Origin of the sequence: Streptomyces sp. NPDC006450 (assembly GCF_040612195.1) — a bacterium.
In the GTDB taxonomy this organism is placed as follows: Bacteria; Actinomycetota; Actinomycetes; order Streptomycetales; family Streptomycetaceae; genus Streptomyces.
The window spans coordinates 1-15,759 of sequence record NZ_JBEXPT010000143.1 but is presented as its reverse complement, the minus strand read 5'-3'; the positions used below and the strand labels follow the sequence as shown (position 1 = coordinate 15,759).

At 72.1% G+C, this 15,759-nt stretch carries 13 protein-coding genes and 1 other RNA gene; 2 read left to right on the top strand and 12 right to left on the bottom strand.

Features of this window, described 5'->3' with window-relative positions:
* Nucleotides 1-356 precede the first annotated feature (356 nt).
* The 7 genes from ABZY57_RS28750 to ABZY57_RS28720 all read right to left on the bottom strand — a co-directional run bounded on the left by ABZY57_RS28750 (nucleotide 357) and on the right by ABZY57_RS28720 (nucleotide 9,724).
* Nucleotides 357-1,781 carry an NAD-dependent malic enzyme gene (locus ABZY57_RS28750; RefSeq protein ID WP_356516799.1) on the bottom strand — a complete coding sequence of 475 codons (1,425 nt, stop codon included), beginning with the start codon at nucleotides 1,779-1,781 and terminating at the stop codon, nucleotides 357-359.
* A 433-nt stretch (nucleotides 1,782-2,214) separates the two neighbouring features.
* Entirely contained in the window at nucleotides 2,215-4,557 is a 2,343-nt protein-coding gene (locus tag ABZY57_RS28745; protein WP_356516797.1) for a UvrD-helicase domain-containing protein, read from the bottom strand.
* 128 nt (nucleotides 4,558-4,685) lie between these two features.
* Nucleotides 4,686-5,264 (bottom strand): CGNR zinc finger domain-containing protein, encoded by a 579-nt coding sequence (locus ABZY57_RS28740; protein WP_356516795.1) that lies wholly within the window; start codon nucleotides 5,262-5,264, stop codon nucleotides 4,686-4,688.
* A 60-nt stretch (nucleotides 5,265-5,324) separates the two neighbouring features.
* The gene (locus tag ABZY57_RS28735) at nucleotides 5,325-5,867 is read right to left on the bottom strand and encodes a GNAT family protein (RefSeq protein ID WP_356516793.1); all 543 of its coding nucleotides are present in this window, start codon (nucleotides 5,865-5,867) and stop codon (nucleotides 5,325-5,327) included.
* Nucleotides 5,868-5,942: 75 nt separating this feature from the next.
* Nucleotides 5,943-7,097, bottom strand: a complete 1,155-nt coding sequence (locus ABZY57_RS28730; RefSeq protein ID WP_356516791.1) for a uroporphyrinogen-III synthase — start codon at nucleotides 7,095-7,097, stop codon at nucleotides 5,943-5,945.
* Nucleotides 7,098-7,251: 154 nt separating this feature from the next.
* Nucleotides 7,252-8,622 carry a nitrate/nitrite transporter gene (locus ABZY57_RS28725; protein ID WP_356516789.1) on the bottom strand — a complete coding sequence of 457 codons (1,371 nt, stop codon included), beginning with the start codon at nucleotides 8,620-8,622 and terminating at the stop codon, nucleotides 7,252-7,254.
* 139 nt (nucleotides 8,623-8,761) lie between these two features.
* Nucleotides 8,762-9,724: a LysR family transcriptional regulator gene (locus tag ABZY57_RS28720; RefSeq protein WP_356516787.1), complete on the bottom strand. Its 963-nt coding sequence runs from the start codon at nucleotides 9,722-9,724 to the stop codon at nucleotides 8,762-8,764.
* A 259-nt stretch (nucleotides 9,725-9,983) separates the two neighbouring features.
* On the opposite strand from ABZY57_RS28720, the gene ABZY57_RS28715 reads away from it, so the two are divergent.
* A complete protein-coding gene (locus ABZY57_RS28715) occupies nucleotides 9,984-11,237 on the top strand; it encodes an MFS transporter (RefSeq protein WP_356516785.1) in 1,254 nt (417 codons plus the stop codon).
* Between the two features lie 75 nt (nucleotides 11,238-11,312).
* On the opposite strand, the gene ssrA is transcribed toward ABZY57_RS28715, so the two are convergent.
* The 5 genes from ssrA to ftsE form a co-directional block, all read right to left on the bottom strand.
* Nucleotides 11,313-11,701, bottom strand: a transfer-messenger RNA (tmRNA) gene (gene ssrA, locus ABZY57_RS28710).
* 127 nt (nucleotides 11,702-11,828) lie between these two features.
* Nucleotides 11,829-12,314 (bottom strand): SsrA-binding protein SmpB, encoded by a 486-nt coding sequence (smpB, locus tag ABZY57_RS28705; protein ID WP_250741074.1) that lies wholly within the window; start codon nucleotides 12,312-12,314, stop codon nucleotides 11,829-11,831.
* 18 nt (nucleotides 12,315-12,332) lie between these two features.
* Nucleotides 12,333-13,565, bottom strand: a complete 1,233-nt coding sequence (locus ABZY57_RS28700) for a S41 family peptidase (protein WP_356516782.1) — start codon at nucleotides 13,563-13,565, stop codon at nucleotides 12,333-12,335.
* A 67-nt stretch (nucleotides 13,566-13,632) separates the two neighbouring features.
* The gene (ftsX, locus tag ABZY57_RS28695) at nucleotides 13,633-14,556 is read right to left on the bottom strand and encodes a permease-like cell division protein FtsX (RefSeq protein WP_356516780.1); all 924 of its coding nucleotides are present in this window, start codon (nucleotides 14,554-14,556) and stop codon (nucleotides 13,633-13,635) included.
* 17 nt (nucleotides 14,557-14,573) lie between these two features.
* Nucleotides 14,574-15,263, bottom strand: a complete 690-nt coding sequence (gene ftsE / locus ABZY57_RS28690; RefSeq protein ID WP_243337359.1) for a cell division ATP-binding protein FtsE — start codon at nucleotides 15,261-15,263, stop codon at nucleotides 14,574-14,576.
* Nucleotides 15,264-15,488: 225 nt separating this feature from the next.
* Here ftsE and ABZY57_RS28685 point away from each other — a divergent pair, with 225 nt between their 5' ends.
* The gene (locus tag ABZY57_RS28685) at nucleotides 15,489-15,683 is read left to right on the top strand and encodes a hypothetical protein (RefSeq protein WP_356516777.1); all 195 of its coding nucleotides are present in this window, start codon (nucleotides 15,489-15,491) and stop codon (nucleotides 15,681-15,683) included.
* Nucleotides 15,684-15,759: the final 76 nt, after the last annotated feature.

The window sequence follows — 15,759 nt, the reverse complement described above, 5'->3', positions numbered from 1 at the left end:
GCGGCCACCAGCTCACTGCGGTTCATGTTGTACTCCCGTGTTCAACGTGCCTTAGAGGCGTGAGATCGAAGCCGATGCTGCCAGGGCCCTAGGACAGTCCCCGGACCCGGGTCTGACGTCAGACCCTCTCGCCCGGTTACGCATCCTGCCCCCACCACCGGCGGGAAAGCCAATCCGGCACCCGCCGGGGTCACACGAAAAGCGCCACAGTCACGCCGCGGTGACGCTCCGTCCGCACCGTAAGGCGTCCGGATGGTGTCCGGATGACGTCCAGGGACGCGGACCGCGGGCCACGCGGGCATCCCCGCAACCCTATGGGCGGCCCGGGGGGCCCGCATCCCGCGACGCGCCGGGGATCAGACGGAGGTGGGCGCCGTCACAGCCGTGGAGGCCGCCTTGCGGACGGCTCCGGCGACCGCGCCTGCCACCTTGTCGTTGAAGACCGAGGGGATGATGTAGTTCGCGTTCAGCTCGTCCTCGCCGACCACGTCGGCCAGGGCGCTCGCGGCGGCCAGCATCATGTCGGTGTTCACCGTGCGGGACTGGGCGTCCAGCAGGCCGCGGAAGACACCCGGGAAGACCAGCACGTTGTTGATCTGGTTCGGGAAGTCGGAACGGCCGGTGGCCACGACGGCGGCCGTCTGGCGGGCGATCGCCGGGTCCACCTCGGGGTCCGGGTTCGCGAGCGCGAACACGATCGCGCCTTCCGCCATGGCGGCCACGTCCTCGCCGCTGAGGACGTTGGGGGCCGAGACGCCGATGAACACGTCGGCGCCGACCACGGCCTCCTTCAGCGTGCCCGTGTAGCCCTCGGGGTTGGTGTTGTCGGCGATCCAGCGCAGCGGGGAGTCCGCGGCCGCGTCGACGAGGTCGGGGCGGCCCGCGTGCACCACACCGTGGATGTCGGCGCTGACGGCGTTCTTGACGCCCGCCGCGAGGAGCAGCTTGAGGATGGCGGTACCGGCGGCGCCGGCGCCCGACATGACCACCTTGACGTCGCCAACGGCCTTGCCCACCACGCGCAGTGCGTTGGTGAGGGCGGCGAGGACCACGATCGCGGTGCCGTGCTGGTCGTCGTGGAAGACGGGGATGTCGAGGGCCTCGCGCAGCCGGGCTTCGATCTCGAAGCAGCGGGGCGCGGAGATGTCCTCCAGGTTGATGCCCGCGAAGCCCGGGGCGATCGCCTTGACGATGGCGACGATCTCGTCGGAGTCCTGGGTGTCCAGGCAGATCGGCCACGCGTCGATGCCGGCGAAGCGCTTGAAGAGGGCCGCCTTGCCCTCCATGACGGGCAGCGCGGCCATCGGCCCGATGTTGCCGAGGCCCAGCACGGCGCTGCCGTCCGTCACGACTGCGACGGAGTTGCGCTTGATGGTCAGGCGGCGGGCGTCCTCGGGGTTCTCGGCGATCGCCATGCACACGCGGGCCACGCCCGGGGTGTAGATCATCGAGAGGTCGTCGCGGTTGCGGATGGGGTGCTTGGACGCCATCTCGATCTTGCCGCCGAGGTGCATCAGGAAGGTGCGGTCGGAGACCTTGCCGAGGCTGACCCCCTCGATCCCGCGGAGCTTCTCGACGATCTCGTCGGCGTGTGCCGTGGAGGTCGCGGCGATGGTGACGTCGATACGGAGCTTTTCGTGGCCGGATGCGGTCACGTCGAGGCCGGTGACCGAGCCACCGGAGGACTCCACGGCGGTGGTGAGCTGGGAGACCGCGGTACCGCTCGCGGGCACTTCCAGGCGGACCGTCATCGAGTACGAGACGCTGGGCGCCGTTGCCATGGCCGTGTTCCTCTTCTGTCCCTGGTTCTTGTACACACAGGGTCCCGCGCTGCGCCGCCGAGAGCATGGCAGGTAGGGCAGGACCTGTTGTCCGATCGTCCCACCTACCAGCCGGTACAAGGTAACCAGCTACAAATTTCGGAAGAACTCTTCCACCATACGAGATATCCAGGGCCTGGGGAATGGGTGGCCCATACAAAAAAGGTCCGCGCCCCCCACTGGGTGGAGGACGCGGACCTGGTGCTTCGTACGTCTATGACACCGACCCGCCATGCTCGCCTCGCGGCAAGTGGTCGCTCTAGGCGACTAAGGTTGGGCCCGGGGGCTTGGATCGAGTCGGTGCCGTACCCAGGCTAACAAAGGTTCGCCCGAAGTGATCCCCGCACCGGCGACCGGTTGCGGAACCACGCCCTTGGCCGCCGACCAACCGGCCCTACGCCGGGCCCGAGGGCCGGAGCAGCGCGGCGACGCCCTCCGCGTCCGGGGCGTCCCGGTCGGTGGAGATCACCGTCAGCTGCTGGGTGGCGCGGGTCAGGGCCACGTAGAGCACCCGCAGACCGGCCGGGGACTCGTCCGCGATCTCCGCCGGGGAGACGACCACCGTGGCGTCGTACTCCAGGCCCTTCGCCTCCAGGCTGCCCAGCGCGACCGCCCGCTCCCCCAGGTCCGCGAGCCAGCCGGCGGCCTCCGCCCGCCGGTCCATGGCCACGACCACGCCGACCGTGCCGTCCACCTGCTCCAGCAGCCGCCGGGTCTCCTCCACGACGGTGGAGCGCAGGTCCCCTCCATCGGGCGTCACCGCCGTGAAGCGCGGCTGGAGGCCCGTGGAGCGCACGGCCGTCGGCGGCTCCGTGCCCGGCGCCGCCAGCTTCAGCACCCGCGAGGCGACCTCGGCGACCTCGGCCGGGTTGCGGTAGTTCACCGTCAGGGTGAACTTGCGCCGCGGCCGCGTGCCCAGCGCCTCGTCGCGCGCGGCGGCCGCCTCCTCGGGATCGGTCCACGAGGACTGCGCCGGGTCGCCGACCACCGTCCACGTGCCGCCCCGCCCGCGGCGGCCGACCATCCGCCACTGCATCGGCGTCAGGTCCTGCGCCTCGTCGACGATGACGTGCGCGTATTCGGTGCGCTCCGCCGCGAGCCGCTCGGCCCGCTCCCACTGGGTCTCCTCGCGGGTCGGCATCAGCTCCTCCAGCCCGCTCAGCTGGTCCAGCGGGTTGAGCTCCCGCTTCCGCTTGGGCCGCGCGGGCGCGCCCAGCAGCTGCTGCAGCTCGTCCAGCAGCGCCACGTCGTGCACCGACAGGGCGCCCTTGCCGTCCGGGCCCACCCGGCGCAGGGAGCGCGCCACCTGCCGGGTCTCGCGCGGGTTCAGGTCCCGGCGCGACCAGCGCGACAGGCGCCGCTCGTCCGCCATGGAGGCCAGGACCCCGCGCGGGGTCAGCTCGGGCCACCAGGCGTTCAGGAAGTCGATGAACGCGTCCTCCGTCGAGATGTCCTCGTCGAAGGCGGACCGCAGCTCGGCCGCGAGCTCCGGGTCGCTGTGCCGGCCGGCCCCGCCGGACTTGGAGTACAGCGCGTCCAGCAGGAGCTTGCGGGCGCGCGGGCGCAGCAGGTTGACCGGGGCTGTGCCGGACAGGACGTTCTGCCGGATCCGGTCGAGGTCGGGGGCCTCCAGCTCCTGGCGGCGCCCGAAGGCCACCACGCGCAGCCGGTCGGGGGCGGGGGCGCCGCCGGGGCCGCCGAACTCCAGGGCTCCCCGTACGGCCTTGCGCAGCACCTTCAGCATCCGGGACGAGCCCTTGATGCGCGCGGTGGACGGGTCGTCGTACGTGGTCGCCTCGGCGCCGTCGACGAGCGAGCCGAGCGCCCGGATGGCGACCTGGCCCTCCTCGCCGAGGGAGGGCAGGACGCCCTCGGTGTAGGCGACCAGCAGCGGGGTCGGGGAGACGATCAGGATGCCGCCGGAGTACCGCCGGCGGTCCTGGTAGAGCAGGTAGGCGGCGCGGTGCAGGGCGACGGCGGTCTTGCCGGTGCCCGGTCCGCCCGCGACCTCGGCGACCGAGGCTGCGGGCGCCCGGATGACGAGGTCCTGCTCGGCCTGGATGGAGGAGACGATGTCGCGCATCGAGTGGGTGCGGGCCCGCCCGAGGGCGGCCATCAGGGCGCCGTCGCCGATGACGGGCAGCTCGTTCCCGTCGAGGAAGGCGGTCACTTCGGGACGCATCAGGTCGTCCTCGACGCCGAGCACCTTGCGGCCCTTGGAGCGGATGACGCGGCGGCGCACGACGCGGCCGGGCTCCTTGGGGGTGGAGCGGTAGAACGGCGCGGCCGCGGGGGCGCGCCAGTCGATGACGAGCGGCGCGTAGTCGGAGTCGAGGACTCCTATGCGGCCGATGTGGAGCGTCTCGGCGATATCGGCCGTGAGGTCGGTGCGGATCGCGTCGTCGGCGGGCTCGACGGAGGTGAAGGCGCCGTCGGGGCCCCGCTCCCCGTCCTTGCCGAGGACCAGGTCGATGCGGCCGAACAGGAAGTCCTCGAACTCGTTGTTGAGACGGTTGAGGTGGATTCCGGCACGGAACACCTGCGCGTCCCGTTCCGCGAGGGCGCCGGGCGTGCCGACCTGGCCACGCTTGGCGGCGTCGTTCATCAGGAACTCCGCCTCGTGGATCTTCTCCTCAAGGCGTCGGTACACGTGATCGAGATGCGTCTGCTCGACCGCGATCTCCCGATCGCGGACGGAATCCGCCGTGCTGTCGACAGCGGCATTCTGCGCGGCCACCAAGGCCCCTTTCTGACGTGCATGGGCAGCCGTCAACCGTACGCGAAGGGGCCCGTGTGCGCACGCCCCTTCCGGGACGGCTCGCGGATCAGGACGAAGATCACGCCCGGCGGGTTCCTCGGGCGGGATCAGCCGGGGCGGGATTCGAGGACACGCCGGCGGTGCCGGGCCACGCGCTCGCGGTTGCCGCAGAGCTCGCTGGAGCACCAGCGGCGGCGGTGTCCGCGCGAGGTGTCGAGGTAGACGCGGGCGCAGCCGTCGCCCTCGCAGGCCCGCAGCAGCTCCCGTTCGCCGGGGTCGGTGAGCAGTTCGACGGCGTCCCGGGCCACGGCGGCGAGCAGCCCGGCGCATTCGACACCACCGCACAACTCGCGCACGAGGTGCCCTTCTTGGTCCTGTACGGCACACAGTCCCGGGGGTGGACCGGCGGCCGCCGCGTTGACCCGGGCCAGCGCGGCCCCGGGTGGCGCGGCCCCGGCGAGCTCGGCCCGTACGAGGCTCTCGACGTCGGCGCGCAGCACCCGGAACGCCTGCACCCAGTCGTCCCCCACACGGGTCAGCGGCGTCCGGTCGGGCACCAGCCCGGCTCCGGTGAGCCACAGCCGCAGCCCGTCGCCGTCCCGGATGCCCTCGGCGCCCTCGGGATGCCTGTGGGGCGCAAAGGTCGCTACGAGGTCCAGGCACATCCGCCCGGAGTCGAACCACATACCCGTCACCGCCTCCCGCTCGGGGCGTGCCCCCAGAGTGCCCGTCTCGCGGGCACTCGGCTAGAGGGCGGGCGGGTCGTCGTTGAGCAGCCGCTGGAAGAGGCGGTGGTCCTGCCAGTCCCCGCCGACGTGCAGGTAGCGGGGCGCGAGCCCGTACTGCTCGAAGCCCACCTTCGCGAGCACCCGCTGCGAGGCCAGGTTCCCGACCCGGGTCCCCGCCTCGACCCGGTGCAGCCCGACCTGGTCGCGGGCGATCCGGCAGATCTCCTCCAGGGCGGCGGTGGCCACTCCCCTGCCGGCCCAGGCCTGGTCGACCCAGTAGCCGATGGCGGCGCTGCGCAGCGGCCCGAGGACGATGGTGTTGAGGGTGATGGCCCCGATCGGCGCCCCGGCGCCGATCAGCACGTACGGCCGCACCCGCCCGGCGTCCCGGTCCGCGAGGAGCCCTTCAATTCGCTCCAGCTGCCCGGCCGCGGTGTAGAACCCCTCGTCCCGCAGGGGCTCGTAGGGGGCCATGTACGCGCGGTTGCGGTCCAGCACCTCGGCGAGCCCGGCGGCGTCGGCCGGCCGGATCTCCCGCATCTCCACCCCGTCAGTGATCACGAGGGCACGCTAACCGACGGCCCGGACCCCGGCCAGACCGTCGCCCCATCCGCAGGCCCTCAGGCCCGCGGGCCCTCAGGCGTCCGCGTACTTCGTCTCGGCGGCCATGTCCAGCGACAGCCGGTAGCCGCGCTTGACGACGGTCTGGATGAGGTTCGGCGCACCCAGGGCCACGCGCAGGCGGGCCATCGCCGTCTCCACCGCGTGCTCGTCGCGGCCCGCGCCCGGGAGGGCCCGCAGGAGTTCGGAGCGGGCCACGACCCAGCCGGGGCGCCGGGACAGGGCCCTGAGCAGGGCCATGCCGGCGGGCGGGACGGGGCGCAGCTCGGTGTCGACGAGGACCGCGTGGCCGCGCAGCTCCAGCCGGTGTCCGGCCACGGGCAGGACGCGGGCCCGGCCCGGGAGTTCCTGGCACAGGAGCTGTACGAGGGGTCCGAGGCGGAAGCGCTCGGGCTGCACGGTGGGCACGCCTTCGGCCTGCAGGGGCAGGGCCGTCACCGGCCCCACGCACGCGGAGAGGACCGATCCGCCGGTCAGTGCCCCGAGCACGGTCTCCCGTACGCCCCGCTCCGCGGCACGTGTCAGCAGGGAGGCCGCCGCGGGGGCGGAGGTGAAGCTCACCGCGTCCACCCCGCCCGCTGCCACCGCGTCGAGCAGCCGGTCCAGCGGCCCGAGGTCCTCCGGCGCCATCCACCGGTAGACGGGTACGCCGACCACCTCGGCCCCGCCCGCCCGCAGGGCCTCGATGAACCCGGGCAGCGGTTCGCCGTGCAGCTGGAGGGCGATGCGCCGGCCGGCCACCCCGGCGGTGAGCAGCCGGTCCAGTACTTCGGCGAGCGATTCCGAGCGCGGGGACCAGGTCTCCACGAGCCCGGCGGCCCGGATCGCGCCCTTCACCTTCGGTCCGCGTGCCAGCAGTTCGGTTTCCCGCAGCCGCCCGAGCAGTTCCTCGCCGAGCCCCCACCCGTCGGCGGCCTCGATCCAGCCGCGGAAGCCGATGGCGGTGGTCGCCACCACCACGTCGGGCGCGCAGCCGATGAGTTCCTTGGTGGCGGACAGCAGCTCGGCGTCGTCGGCGAGCGGCACGATCCGCAGGGCGGGCGCGTGCAGCACGGTGGCCCCGCGGCGGCGCAGCAGGGCGATGAGTTCGTCGGCCCGCCGGGCGGCGGTGACCCCGACGGTGAATCCGGCGAGCGGGCCGGCCGGCGGACCGGTGTGGGTGTCGTGCATGGTGACCTGCCTCGCGCAGTGGTCGGGTCCGGTGTCGGGTCCGGTGTCGCGTTCACACGCACTCGTGAGGTTCGCGTGAACCGAGCCTGCCCTGGGGGCGTATCAGGCTCGGTTCACGCGTATTTCGGTGCCGTTAACCAGCGTGTGCCCGCCGTTACACCGAGGTGAGCTGCGGCTTCGTCTCCGCCCCGGCCGTGGGGATCATCACCTGGGCGGGCCGGCGAAGGTATACCGCCCAGGTGACGGCGCAGCACACCCCGTAGAAGCCGAGGAAGGTCACGAAGGCCGCCGTGCCCGAGCCGGAGCTCAGGAAGGCCTCCCGGAAGACCAGGTTGATGCCGAGCCCGCCGAGCGCGCCGACCGCGCCGATGAGTCCCATGGAGGCACCGGACAGCCGCCGCCCGTACGCGGCCGCGTCCTCGCCGCTCATCCCGCGGGCCAGCGCCTTCGCCTGGAAGATGCCGGGGATCATCTTGTAGGTGGAGCCGTTGCCGAGCCCGCTGAGGACGAACAGCCCCACGAAGCCGACCAGGAACACCGGCAGGGATTCCCGTACGGAGGCCAGGATCACCACTCCGGTCGCCGCCGCCATCGCCACGAAGGTGCCCAGGGTGATCCACGCGCCGCCGAAGCGGTCCGCGAGGGCCCCGCCGACCGGCCGGATCAGCGAGCCGAGCAGGGGTCCGATGAAGGTGAGGGAGGCCGCCTGGAGGGGGGTGCGGCCGAACTGCGTCTGGAGCACCAGCCCGAAGGCGAAGCTGTAGCCGATGAAGGAGCCGAAGGTGCCGATGTACAGGAACGCCATGATCCAGGTGTGCCCGTCGCGGGCCGCGTCGCGGACGGCTCCGGTGTCGTTGCGCACGGGCGCCAGGTTGTCCATCCGCACGGCGGCGAGCACCGCGGCGATCACGATCAGCGGGATGTAGGCGCCGAGCAGCAGCCGCGGGTGGCCGGCCCCGGCCGTACCGATGACCAGCAGGGCGACCAGCTGGACGACGGGGACGCCGATGTTGCCGCCGCCCGCGTTGAGGCCGAGCGCCCAGCCCTTCTTGCGCAGCGGGAAGAAGGCGTTGATGTTCGTCATCGACGAGGCGAAGTTCCCGCCGCCGACCCCGGTCAGGGCGGCCACCAGCAGGAAGGTGTTGTACGAGGTCCCGGGCTCCATCACCAGCCAGGCGGCGACCGTCGGCGCGAGCAGCAGCAGGGCGCTGACGACCGTCCAGTTGCGGCCGCCGAAGCGGGCCACGGCGAAGGTGTACGGGACGCGGACCAGGGCCCCCACGCAGGTGGCGGTGGCGATGAGGAAGAACTTCCCGGCGGGGTCGATCCCGTACTGCGGGCCCATGAAGAGCACCATCACGGACCACAGGGACCAGATCGAGAACCCGATGTGCTCGGAGAGCACGGAGTAGAGCAGGTTGCGGCGGGCGGTCTTCTCCCCCGTCTCCCGCCAGAAGGTCTCGTCCTCGGGGTCCCACCGCTCGATCCAGCGGCCACCCTTGCGCGGTGCGGTCGTACTGGTCATCACACGCCTCCACAGCTGCTGCGATCACGTCGCGCTCGTCGCGCTCATCGGGCTCGCGCGTCTCGTCCGTGGTGACGACCGTAGGAAGGGCTCGTTTCGGCCTCGGTCCCCGCCGGATGACCGGCGGGAAACCTTGCACTCACCCGCCGCCCGGGCCCGGTGTGAGCGCGGGCAGCCAGCTGTCCGGGGGCACCTCCAGCCAGCCGCGGCCGGCCCCGAGCTCGGCGGCGGCGCGGCGCAGCGCGTCGAGCCCGGGATGGCTGGTTCCCTTCCGCCACACCATGGAGAGCGGCGACAGCGGTACCGGGGCGGTCAGCGGCCGCTTGACGCAGCCGGGCATGTCGAGGAAGCCCACCGTGGCGAGGACGGGGCAGCCCGTCTTGGCCATGACCCTGCGGAACTCGTCCTTGCCCACCGCCACCGGCGCGGGCGGCGCGGACGCGATGCCCCGCCCGGCGAACAGCTCGCGCGCCAGCCCGGTCCACTCCAGGGTCCGCGGGTTCCCGGCCCCGGTGTACACCGTCTCGCCGCGCAGCGCGTCCAGCGGTACGGCGTCCAGCGCGGCCAGCGCGTGCCCCTCGGGCAGCAGCACCGCGAGCGGCTCGTACCGTACCGGCGTCCGCGCGAGGCGGGCCCGCAGCGCCGGAGCGAGGCCGTCGGCGTACCCGAAGGAGACGTCGAGGCGGCCGGCGGCGATCTCGGCGGCGGCGTGGGTGAGCCCGGACTCGAAGCGGGCCATCAGCTCGCAGTCGGGGGCGAGTTCGCGCGCCCGGTCCAGGACGCTGCGGGCGGTGCCGGGGCCGTCGGTGTTGAGGTCGACGAGCAGCGGCCGGGGCCCCGCGAACACCCCGGCCAGCTCCTCGTGCGCCCGCAGCACGCCGCGGGCCAGGGGCAGCAGCCGCTCCCCGTCCGGGGTCAGCTCGACGGCGCGGGTGGTGCGGACGAAGAGGGCCGCGCCCAGGGTCTGTTCGAGCCGGCGCACGTCCCGGCTGAGGGCCTGCTGGGCCACGTAGAGCCGGGCGGCGGCACGGGTGAAGTGCAGTTCCTCGGCGACCGCGAGGAAGGCGCGCAGCAGGCGGGGTTCCACGTCTCGGGGCGTCACCTGCGGAGACTAACAACACGGACCGCATTGACAACACGGAGCGGTGAATCCTTCCCGAACAGGTGTTGGACCGCGGACACCGCCCGCCCGGAAGCTGGATCACATGCCCACACCTGTCACAGCGCCCGGGCCGGGTGCCACACCTGCGCCTGCGCCCACCACACCTTCCGGCCCGGCCGCCGCCCCCGCCGCCCCTGGACGGTCCGGTCCGCCCGGCCGGTCCGGGACGGCCGGCCGGTCCGGGACGGCCGGCCCGCTGATGGCCGTCACCGGCACCACGCTGGTGCTCGCCGCCGCACCGGCGCGGCGGGAGCGCGCCACCCACCCGGCCCGCGCGGCGCGGCCGGCCCGCGCCCCGGGCCCGTACCGCCGGCTCTTCGCCCTCCCCGGCACCCGCGGGTTCACCGCCGGGAACCTCATCGCCCGGCTCCCCATGGGCATGTTCGGCGTCAGCGCCGTCATGATGATCGCCGGACAGCGCGGCTCGTACGCCCTCGCCGGCGCGGTCGTGGCGGTGGGCCTGGCCGCCACCGCCCTCGTGGCGCCCTGGACGGCCCGGCTGGTCGACCGGCACGGGCAGGCACGGGTCGCCGTGCCCGCCACCCTGATCGCGGTCCTCGGCTCGCTCTCCCTGATCGCGTGCGTCCGCGGCGGGGCCCCCGCGTGGACCCTCTTCGCCTCCTACGCCGCCACCGCGACCACCCCCAACATCGGCGGCATGTCCCGCGCCCGCTGGACCCACCTGCTGCGGGACGACCCGTCCTCCCGGCACACCGCGATGTCCTTCGAGCAGGCCGCGGACGAACTGGCGTACATGCTCGGGCCGGTGGCCGCCGCGTTCCTGTGCACCGCCGTCTTCCCGGAGGCGGGCACGCTCACCGGGGCCGTCCTGCTCCTCACCGGGATGCTGGTCTTCACGGCCCACCGCGCCACCGAGCCCCCGCCGGCGCCCGCGGTCCGGGGGCCCTCCCCGCTCCGCGCCCTGGGAGGGCTGCTGCCGCTCTTCCTCGCCCTCGGCGCGATGTTCGGCTCCATGGAGATCACCTCCATCGCCCATCTCGGCGCCCACGGCCTCGGCGCGCTCTCGGGCCCGGTCCTCGCCCTCCAGGCGGGCGGCTCCTTCGCGGCCGGCCTGCTCTACGGCACCCTGCGCCCGCGCACGCTCCCCGTCTGCCTGGGCGTCCTGGCCGCCGCCATGGCGCTGCCCTGGGCCGCGGCGGCCACCGGCTCGCTGCTGCCCCTGGCCGCGGCCCTCCTGCTGGCCGGCGTGGCCACGGCCCCGGTCATGGTCACCGCGATGTCCCGGGTCCACGCCGTGACCCCGCCGGGCCGCCTCAACGAGGGCATGACCCTCGCCGTCACCGCCCTCTTCGCGGGCATCGCGGCGGGCTCCGCGACCGCCGGCTCCGCGATCGACCACTGGGGCACGACGGCCCCGTACGCCCTGCCCGCGGCGGCGGCGCTGCTGTCCCTCCTCCTGGGCACGTCGCGGACCGCCGCCCGCACCCGGTGACAGCCGGCACGGGCACCCGGGCACGACGAAGGCCCCGCAGCCTGACGGCCGCGGGGCCTTCGCCCAACATGGGGGTTGTGGAGATGGCGGGAATCGAACCCGCGTCCAACGGTGCAGAAGTAGGGCTTCTCCGAGCGCATTCCGCTGCGCTTTTCTCGGCCCCGGAGATCACACGGACAAGTCTCCGACGGGCTCAGTCACTGTTTGATTTCCCTCTATCCCCCGTGACCGGAGTTAGAGGTTTAGATCCCTAATTGACGCCAGGATCCGGACCGGGACCACTTCCGGGCTGACGCTCCTCACAGAGGCTTCAGCTCACTGTTATTAGGCAGCGAGGGTGAAGCGGGAGTTATCGCTCTTGGAGTTGGCGATTATTGTTTGCGACATATGGTTAACGAGATCATTGCCGCTTCCTCGGCTCGCTTCCCCTACATCGACATCCGCTGTCGAAACCGATCATCCCCATGTTTCACGCTGTTCAGTTGTGAGATCCAGCAGGCGCTCTCCATGCGTCCCGCCCGACCGGCACCACCCGCAAGCGCGTGGTGCTGACGCCATGGTACGCGAAGTGGAGCACCGCGTGCCAGGACATTAAAGCTGGCCGCGCTCCTTGCGCTTCACGGCCGAGATCACCCGGTTCGTCTCGCGCGTGTCCTGCTTCTCGCGCAGCGCCTGCCGCTTGTCGTACTCCTTCTTGCCCTTCGCCAGCGCGATCTCGATCTTCGCCCGGCCGTCCTTGAAGTACAGGGCGAGCGGCACGATCGTGTTGCCCGTCTCGCCCGTCTTCGAGTCCAGCTTGTCGATCTCCTCGCGGTGCAGGAGGAGCTTGCGCTTGCGCCGCGCGCTGTGGTTGGTCCAGGTGCCCTGGCTGTACTCCGGCACGTGCACGTTGTAGAGCCAGGCCTCGCCGCTCTCCACCGACACGAAGCCGTCCACCAGCGAGGCACGGCCCTGGCGCAGGGACTTGACCTCGGTACCCGTGAGCACGAGACCGCACTCGTAGGTGTCGATGATCGTGTAGTCGTGCCGCGCCTTCTTGTTCTGGGCGATCAGCTTGCGCCCTGTTTCCTTTGCCATAGTGCGGTCATTTTCGCACTACGGGCCCACCCCGATGCCACTCAATACCGTGCGGGCCCGTTCCTCGACCCGATCCGCCGCCGCCAGGTCCGGCGTGATGCCCGCACCGTCCAGGCTGCGGCCCGCCGGAGTGCGGTACGTCCCCACCGTCAGCTCCGCCACCGATCCGTCCGGCAGCTCCGTGGGCATCTGCACCGAGCCCTTGCCGAAGGTGCGGGTACCGACCGCCACCGCGCGGCCCCGGTCCTGGAGGGCTCCGGTGACCAGTTCGGCCGCGCTCATCGTGCCGCCGTCGATCAGCGCCACCAGGGGCCGGGCCGTGTCGCCGCCCGGGGTCGCGTAGAGGGCTCGCTGCGCGCCGCGCACGTCGTACGTCGCCACCAGCCCGCCGTCCAGGAAGGCGGAGGCCGCCGCCACGGCCTCGGTGACCAGGCCGCCGGTGTTGCCGCGCAGGTCCAGCATGACCCCGCCGCCGGGCGGGGCGGCGCGGACCGCCGAGCGGACCCGCTCCCCGGAGCCCCGGGTGAAGGAGGCGACCTTGATGACCGTGATCCCGCCGGGCAGCTCGCGCACCGTCACCGGTTCGCTGCGCAGCCGCTCGCGCCGCACGGTCTCCGTGAGGTCTGCTCCGCCGCGGGTCAGCTTCAGGACCACGGGGGTGCCGGCCTCGCCGCGCAGCAGGGCCACCACCTCGGCCACCCTGAGCCCGGTCACGCCCTGTCCGTCGATGCCGAGCAGCCGGTCCCCGGCGCGCAGCCCGGCCCGCGCCGCGGGGCTGCCGGGCTGGACCCGGTCGATCTCGATGCGGCCGTCGCGCAGCCGCCCGACCCACAGCCCGACGCCCGTCCATCGACCGTCCAGGTCGTCGGCGAAGGCCTCGTACTCGCCCTGGTCGTACACCGCGCCCCAGCGGTCCCCGCTGCGGCTGACCACCTCCTGGGCCGCCGACTTGGCCGACTTGCCCTCGGCGACGGCCTCTGCGGCCGCACGGGCCACCGCGTCCCGGTCGGCGGTGCCCGCCTCGCGGTGCGCCTGCGCCCGCGGCCCGGACAGGGCCTCGGGCGCGGGTTCGGCCGCGGAGGCCTCCGTAGCCGCCGCCAGGGGGGCGGGGCCCGCGGATCGGCCGGGGCCGGGGTGGTCCCAGCTCCCGGTGCAGGCGCCGGCACCCACGGCGGCGAGGAAGACCAACGTCAAAACGGCCCCGCGACGCATGTCGCGGGGCCGGAGACAGAAGGCGGGCAGTCCCGGCATGGCGCCGAGTCTAGGACAAGGCCCGCGGCGATACGGGTGGTTGGCCGTACCGCTCGCGGGGCGCTCGTCACACCTTCAGGTACTTGCGCAACGCGATGAAGGCGGCGAGCGAGGGCATCAGCACGCCGATCACGAGCACCAGCGGCAGCTTGGTCAGGACCGAGTCCCAGCCGATGAAGTTGATGAGCTCCATCTTGTCGCGCAGCGCAGCGCCGTGGTCGATCACGAAGTACTGGCCCGCGCCGAGCATTCCGCAGGCGAGCAGCGCGCCGATCAGGCCGGCGAAGGCCGCCTCCATGATGAACGGCACCTGGATGTAGAAGCTGGAGGCGCCCACCAGCCGCATGATCCCTGTTTCGCGCCGACGGCTGAAGGCCGAGACGCGCACCGTGTTGACGATCAGCAGCAGCGCCACGATCAGCATGATCAGCATGATGCCGAGCGCGGCGATGTTGAGGTAGCCGAGAAGTCTGAAGAGGTTGTCCAGCACGGTGCGCTGGTCCTCCACCGACTGGACTCCGTCGCGCCCGGAGAAGGAGGTCGTGATGACCTTGTACTTCTCCGGCTGCTTGAGCTTCACCCGGAAGGACTCGGGCATCTGGTCCGGGGTGATGGACGCGGCCAGGGCGGTGTGCCCGAACTGCTCCTTGTAGTGCTTGAAGGCCTCGTCGGAGGACTCGTACGTGACGGCCTCGACGAGGTCCATGCCCTTGAGCTCGGTCTCCAGGGCCTGCTTCTGCTCCGGGGTCACCGCGCCCTTGGAGCAGGAGGCCCCGTTGGTCGCCTCGGCGTCGTTCTTGTTGCAGAGGTAGATGGAGACGTTGACCTTGTCGTACCAGTACCCCTTCATCTTGCTCACCTGGTCGCGCATGAGCAGGGAACCGCCGAAGAGGGCCAGCGACAGGGACACGGAGATGATGACCGCGAAGGTCATGGTCAGATTGCGGCGGAGACCGACCCCGATCTCCGACATGACGAACTGGGCGCGCATCGCGTCTCAGGAGCCTTTCAGTGCTGGTAGCCGTAGACGCCGCGCGACTGGTCGCGGACGAGACGGCCCTGCTCGAGTTCGATGACGCGCTTGCGCATCTGGTCGACGATCTGCTGGTCGTGGGTCGCCATGATCACGGTGGTGCCGGTCCGGTTGATCCGGTCCAGCAGCTTCATGATGCCGACGGAGGTCTGGGGGTCCAGGTTGCCGGTGGGCTCGTCCGCGATCAGCAGCGCCGGCCGGTTGACGAAGGCACGGGCGATGGCCACGCGCTGCTGCTCACCGCCCGAGAGTTCACCGGGCATCCGGTCCTCTTTGCCGCCGAGGCCGACGAGTTCCAGGACCTGGGGAACGGCCTTCTTGATCTCGCCCCGCGGTCTGCCGATGACCTCCTGGGCGAAGGCCACGTTGTCGGCCACCGACTTGTTCGGCAGGAGGCGGAAGTCCTGGAAGACGGTCCCCAGCTGGCGCCGCATCTGCGGAACCTTCCAGTTGGAGAGCTTGGCGAGGTCCTTGCCCAGGACGTGCACCTGGCCGTGGCTCGCCCGCTCCTCGCGCAGGATGAGCCGCATGAAGGTGGACTTGCCGGAGCCGGAGGAGCCGACCAGGAAGACGAACTCGCCCTTCGCGATGTCCAGGGAGACATCTCTGAGTGCGGGGCGGCTCTGCTTCGGGTAGGACTTGGAGACGTTGTCGAATCGGATCACGGGTGCACCACGGTCGCCGGGAGTAGGTGTGCGTGACCATACGCGAACAGGCGCGAGGTGTGGACCCGGCGTCCGGAGTTGCCCGATATATCCCCTGGTCCGAGAGGTGCTCGACCGCGATTGCCCGGAGGGGCCGCGCCGAATGTCATCGAAGCTGGCACAGTGGGAGGGGGAACGGACCGGTTCCCGCGACCGTTGTAACCGAGGGGACGAAAGGAGGAGCGCATGACATATGACCGGCTCGTGTGCGCGAACTGCGCCGCACCCGTCAGCCAGGGCCGCTGCCCGGTGTGCCGGGCGAACCGGGGGCGCCTCCAGCGTGAGGACCCCTTCTCCGGCGGCCTGAACCCGGTGGCGCTCATCGCGCTGCTGGTGATCCTCGTGGCCGCGCTGGCTCTGGTGGCTCAGCAGACGGCGTAGTTCCTCAGCCGCCACGTCCCGATCACACGCATCAGACGCACAGACGGAAGGGCCCGGACACCGTGACGGTGTCCGG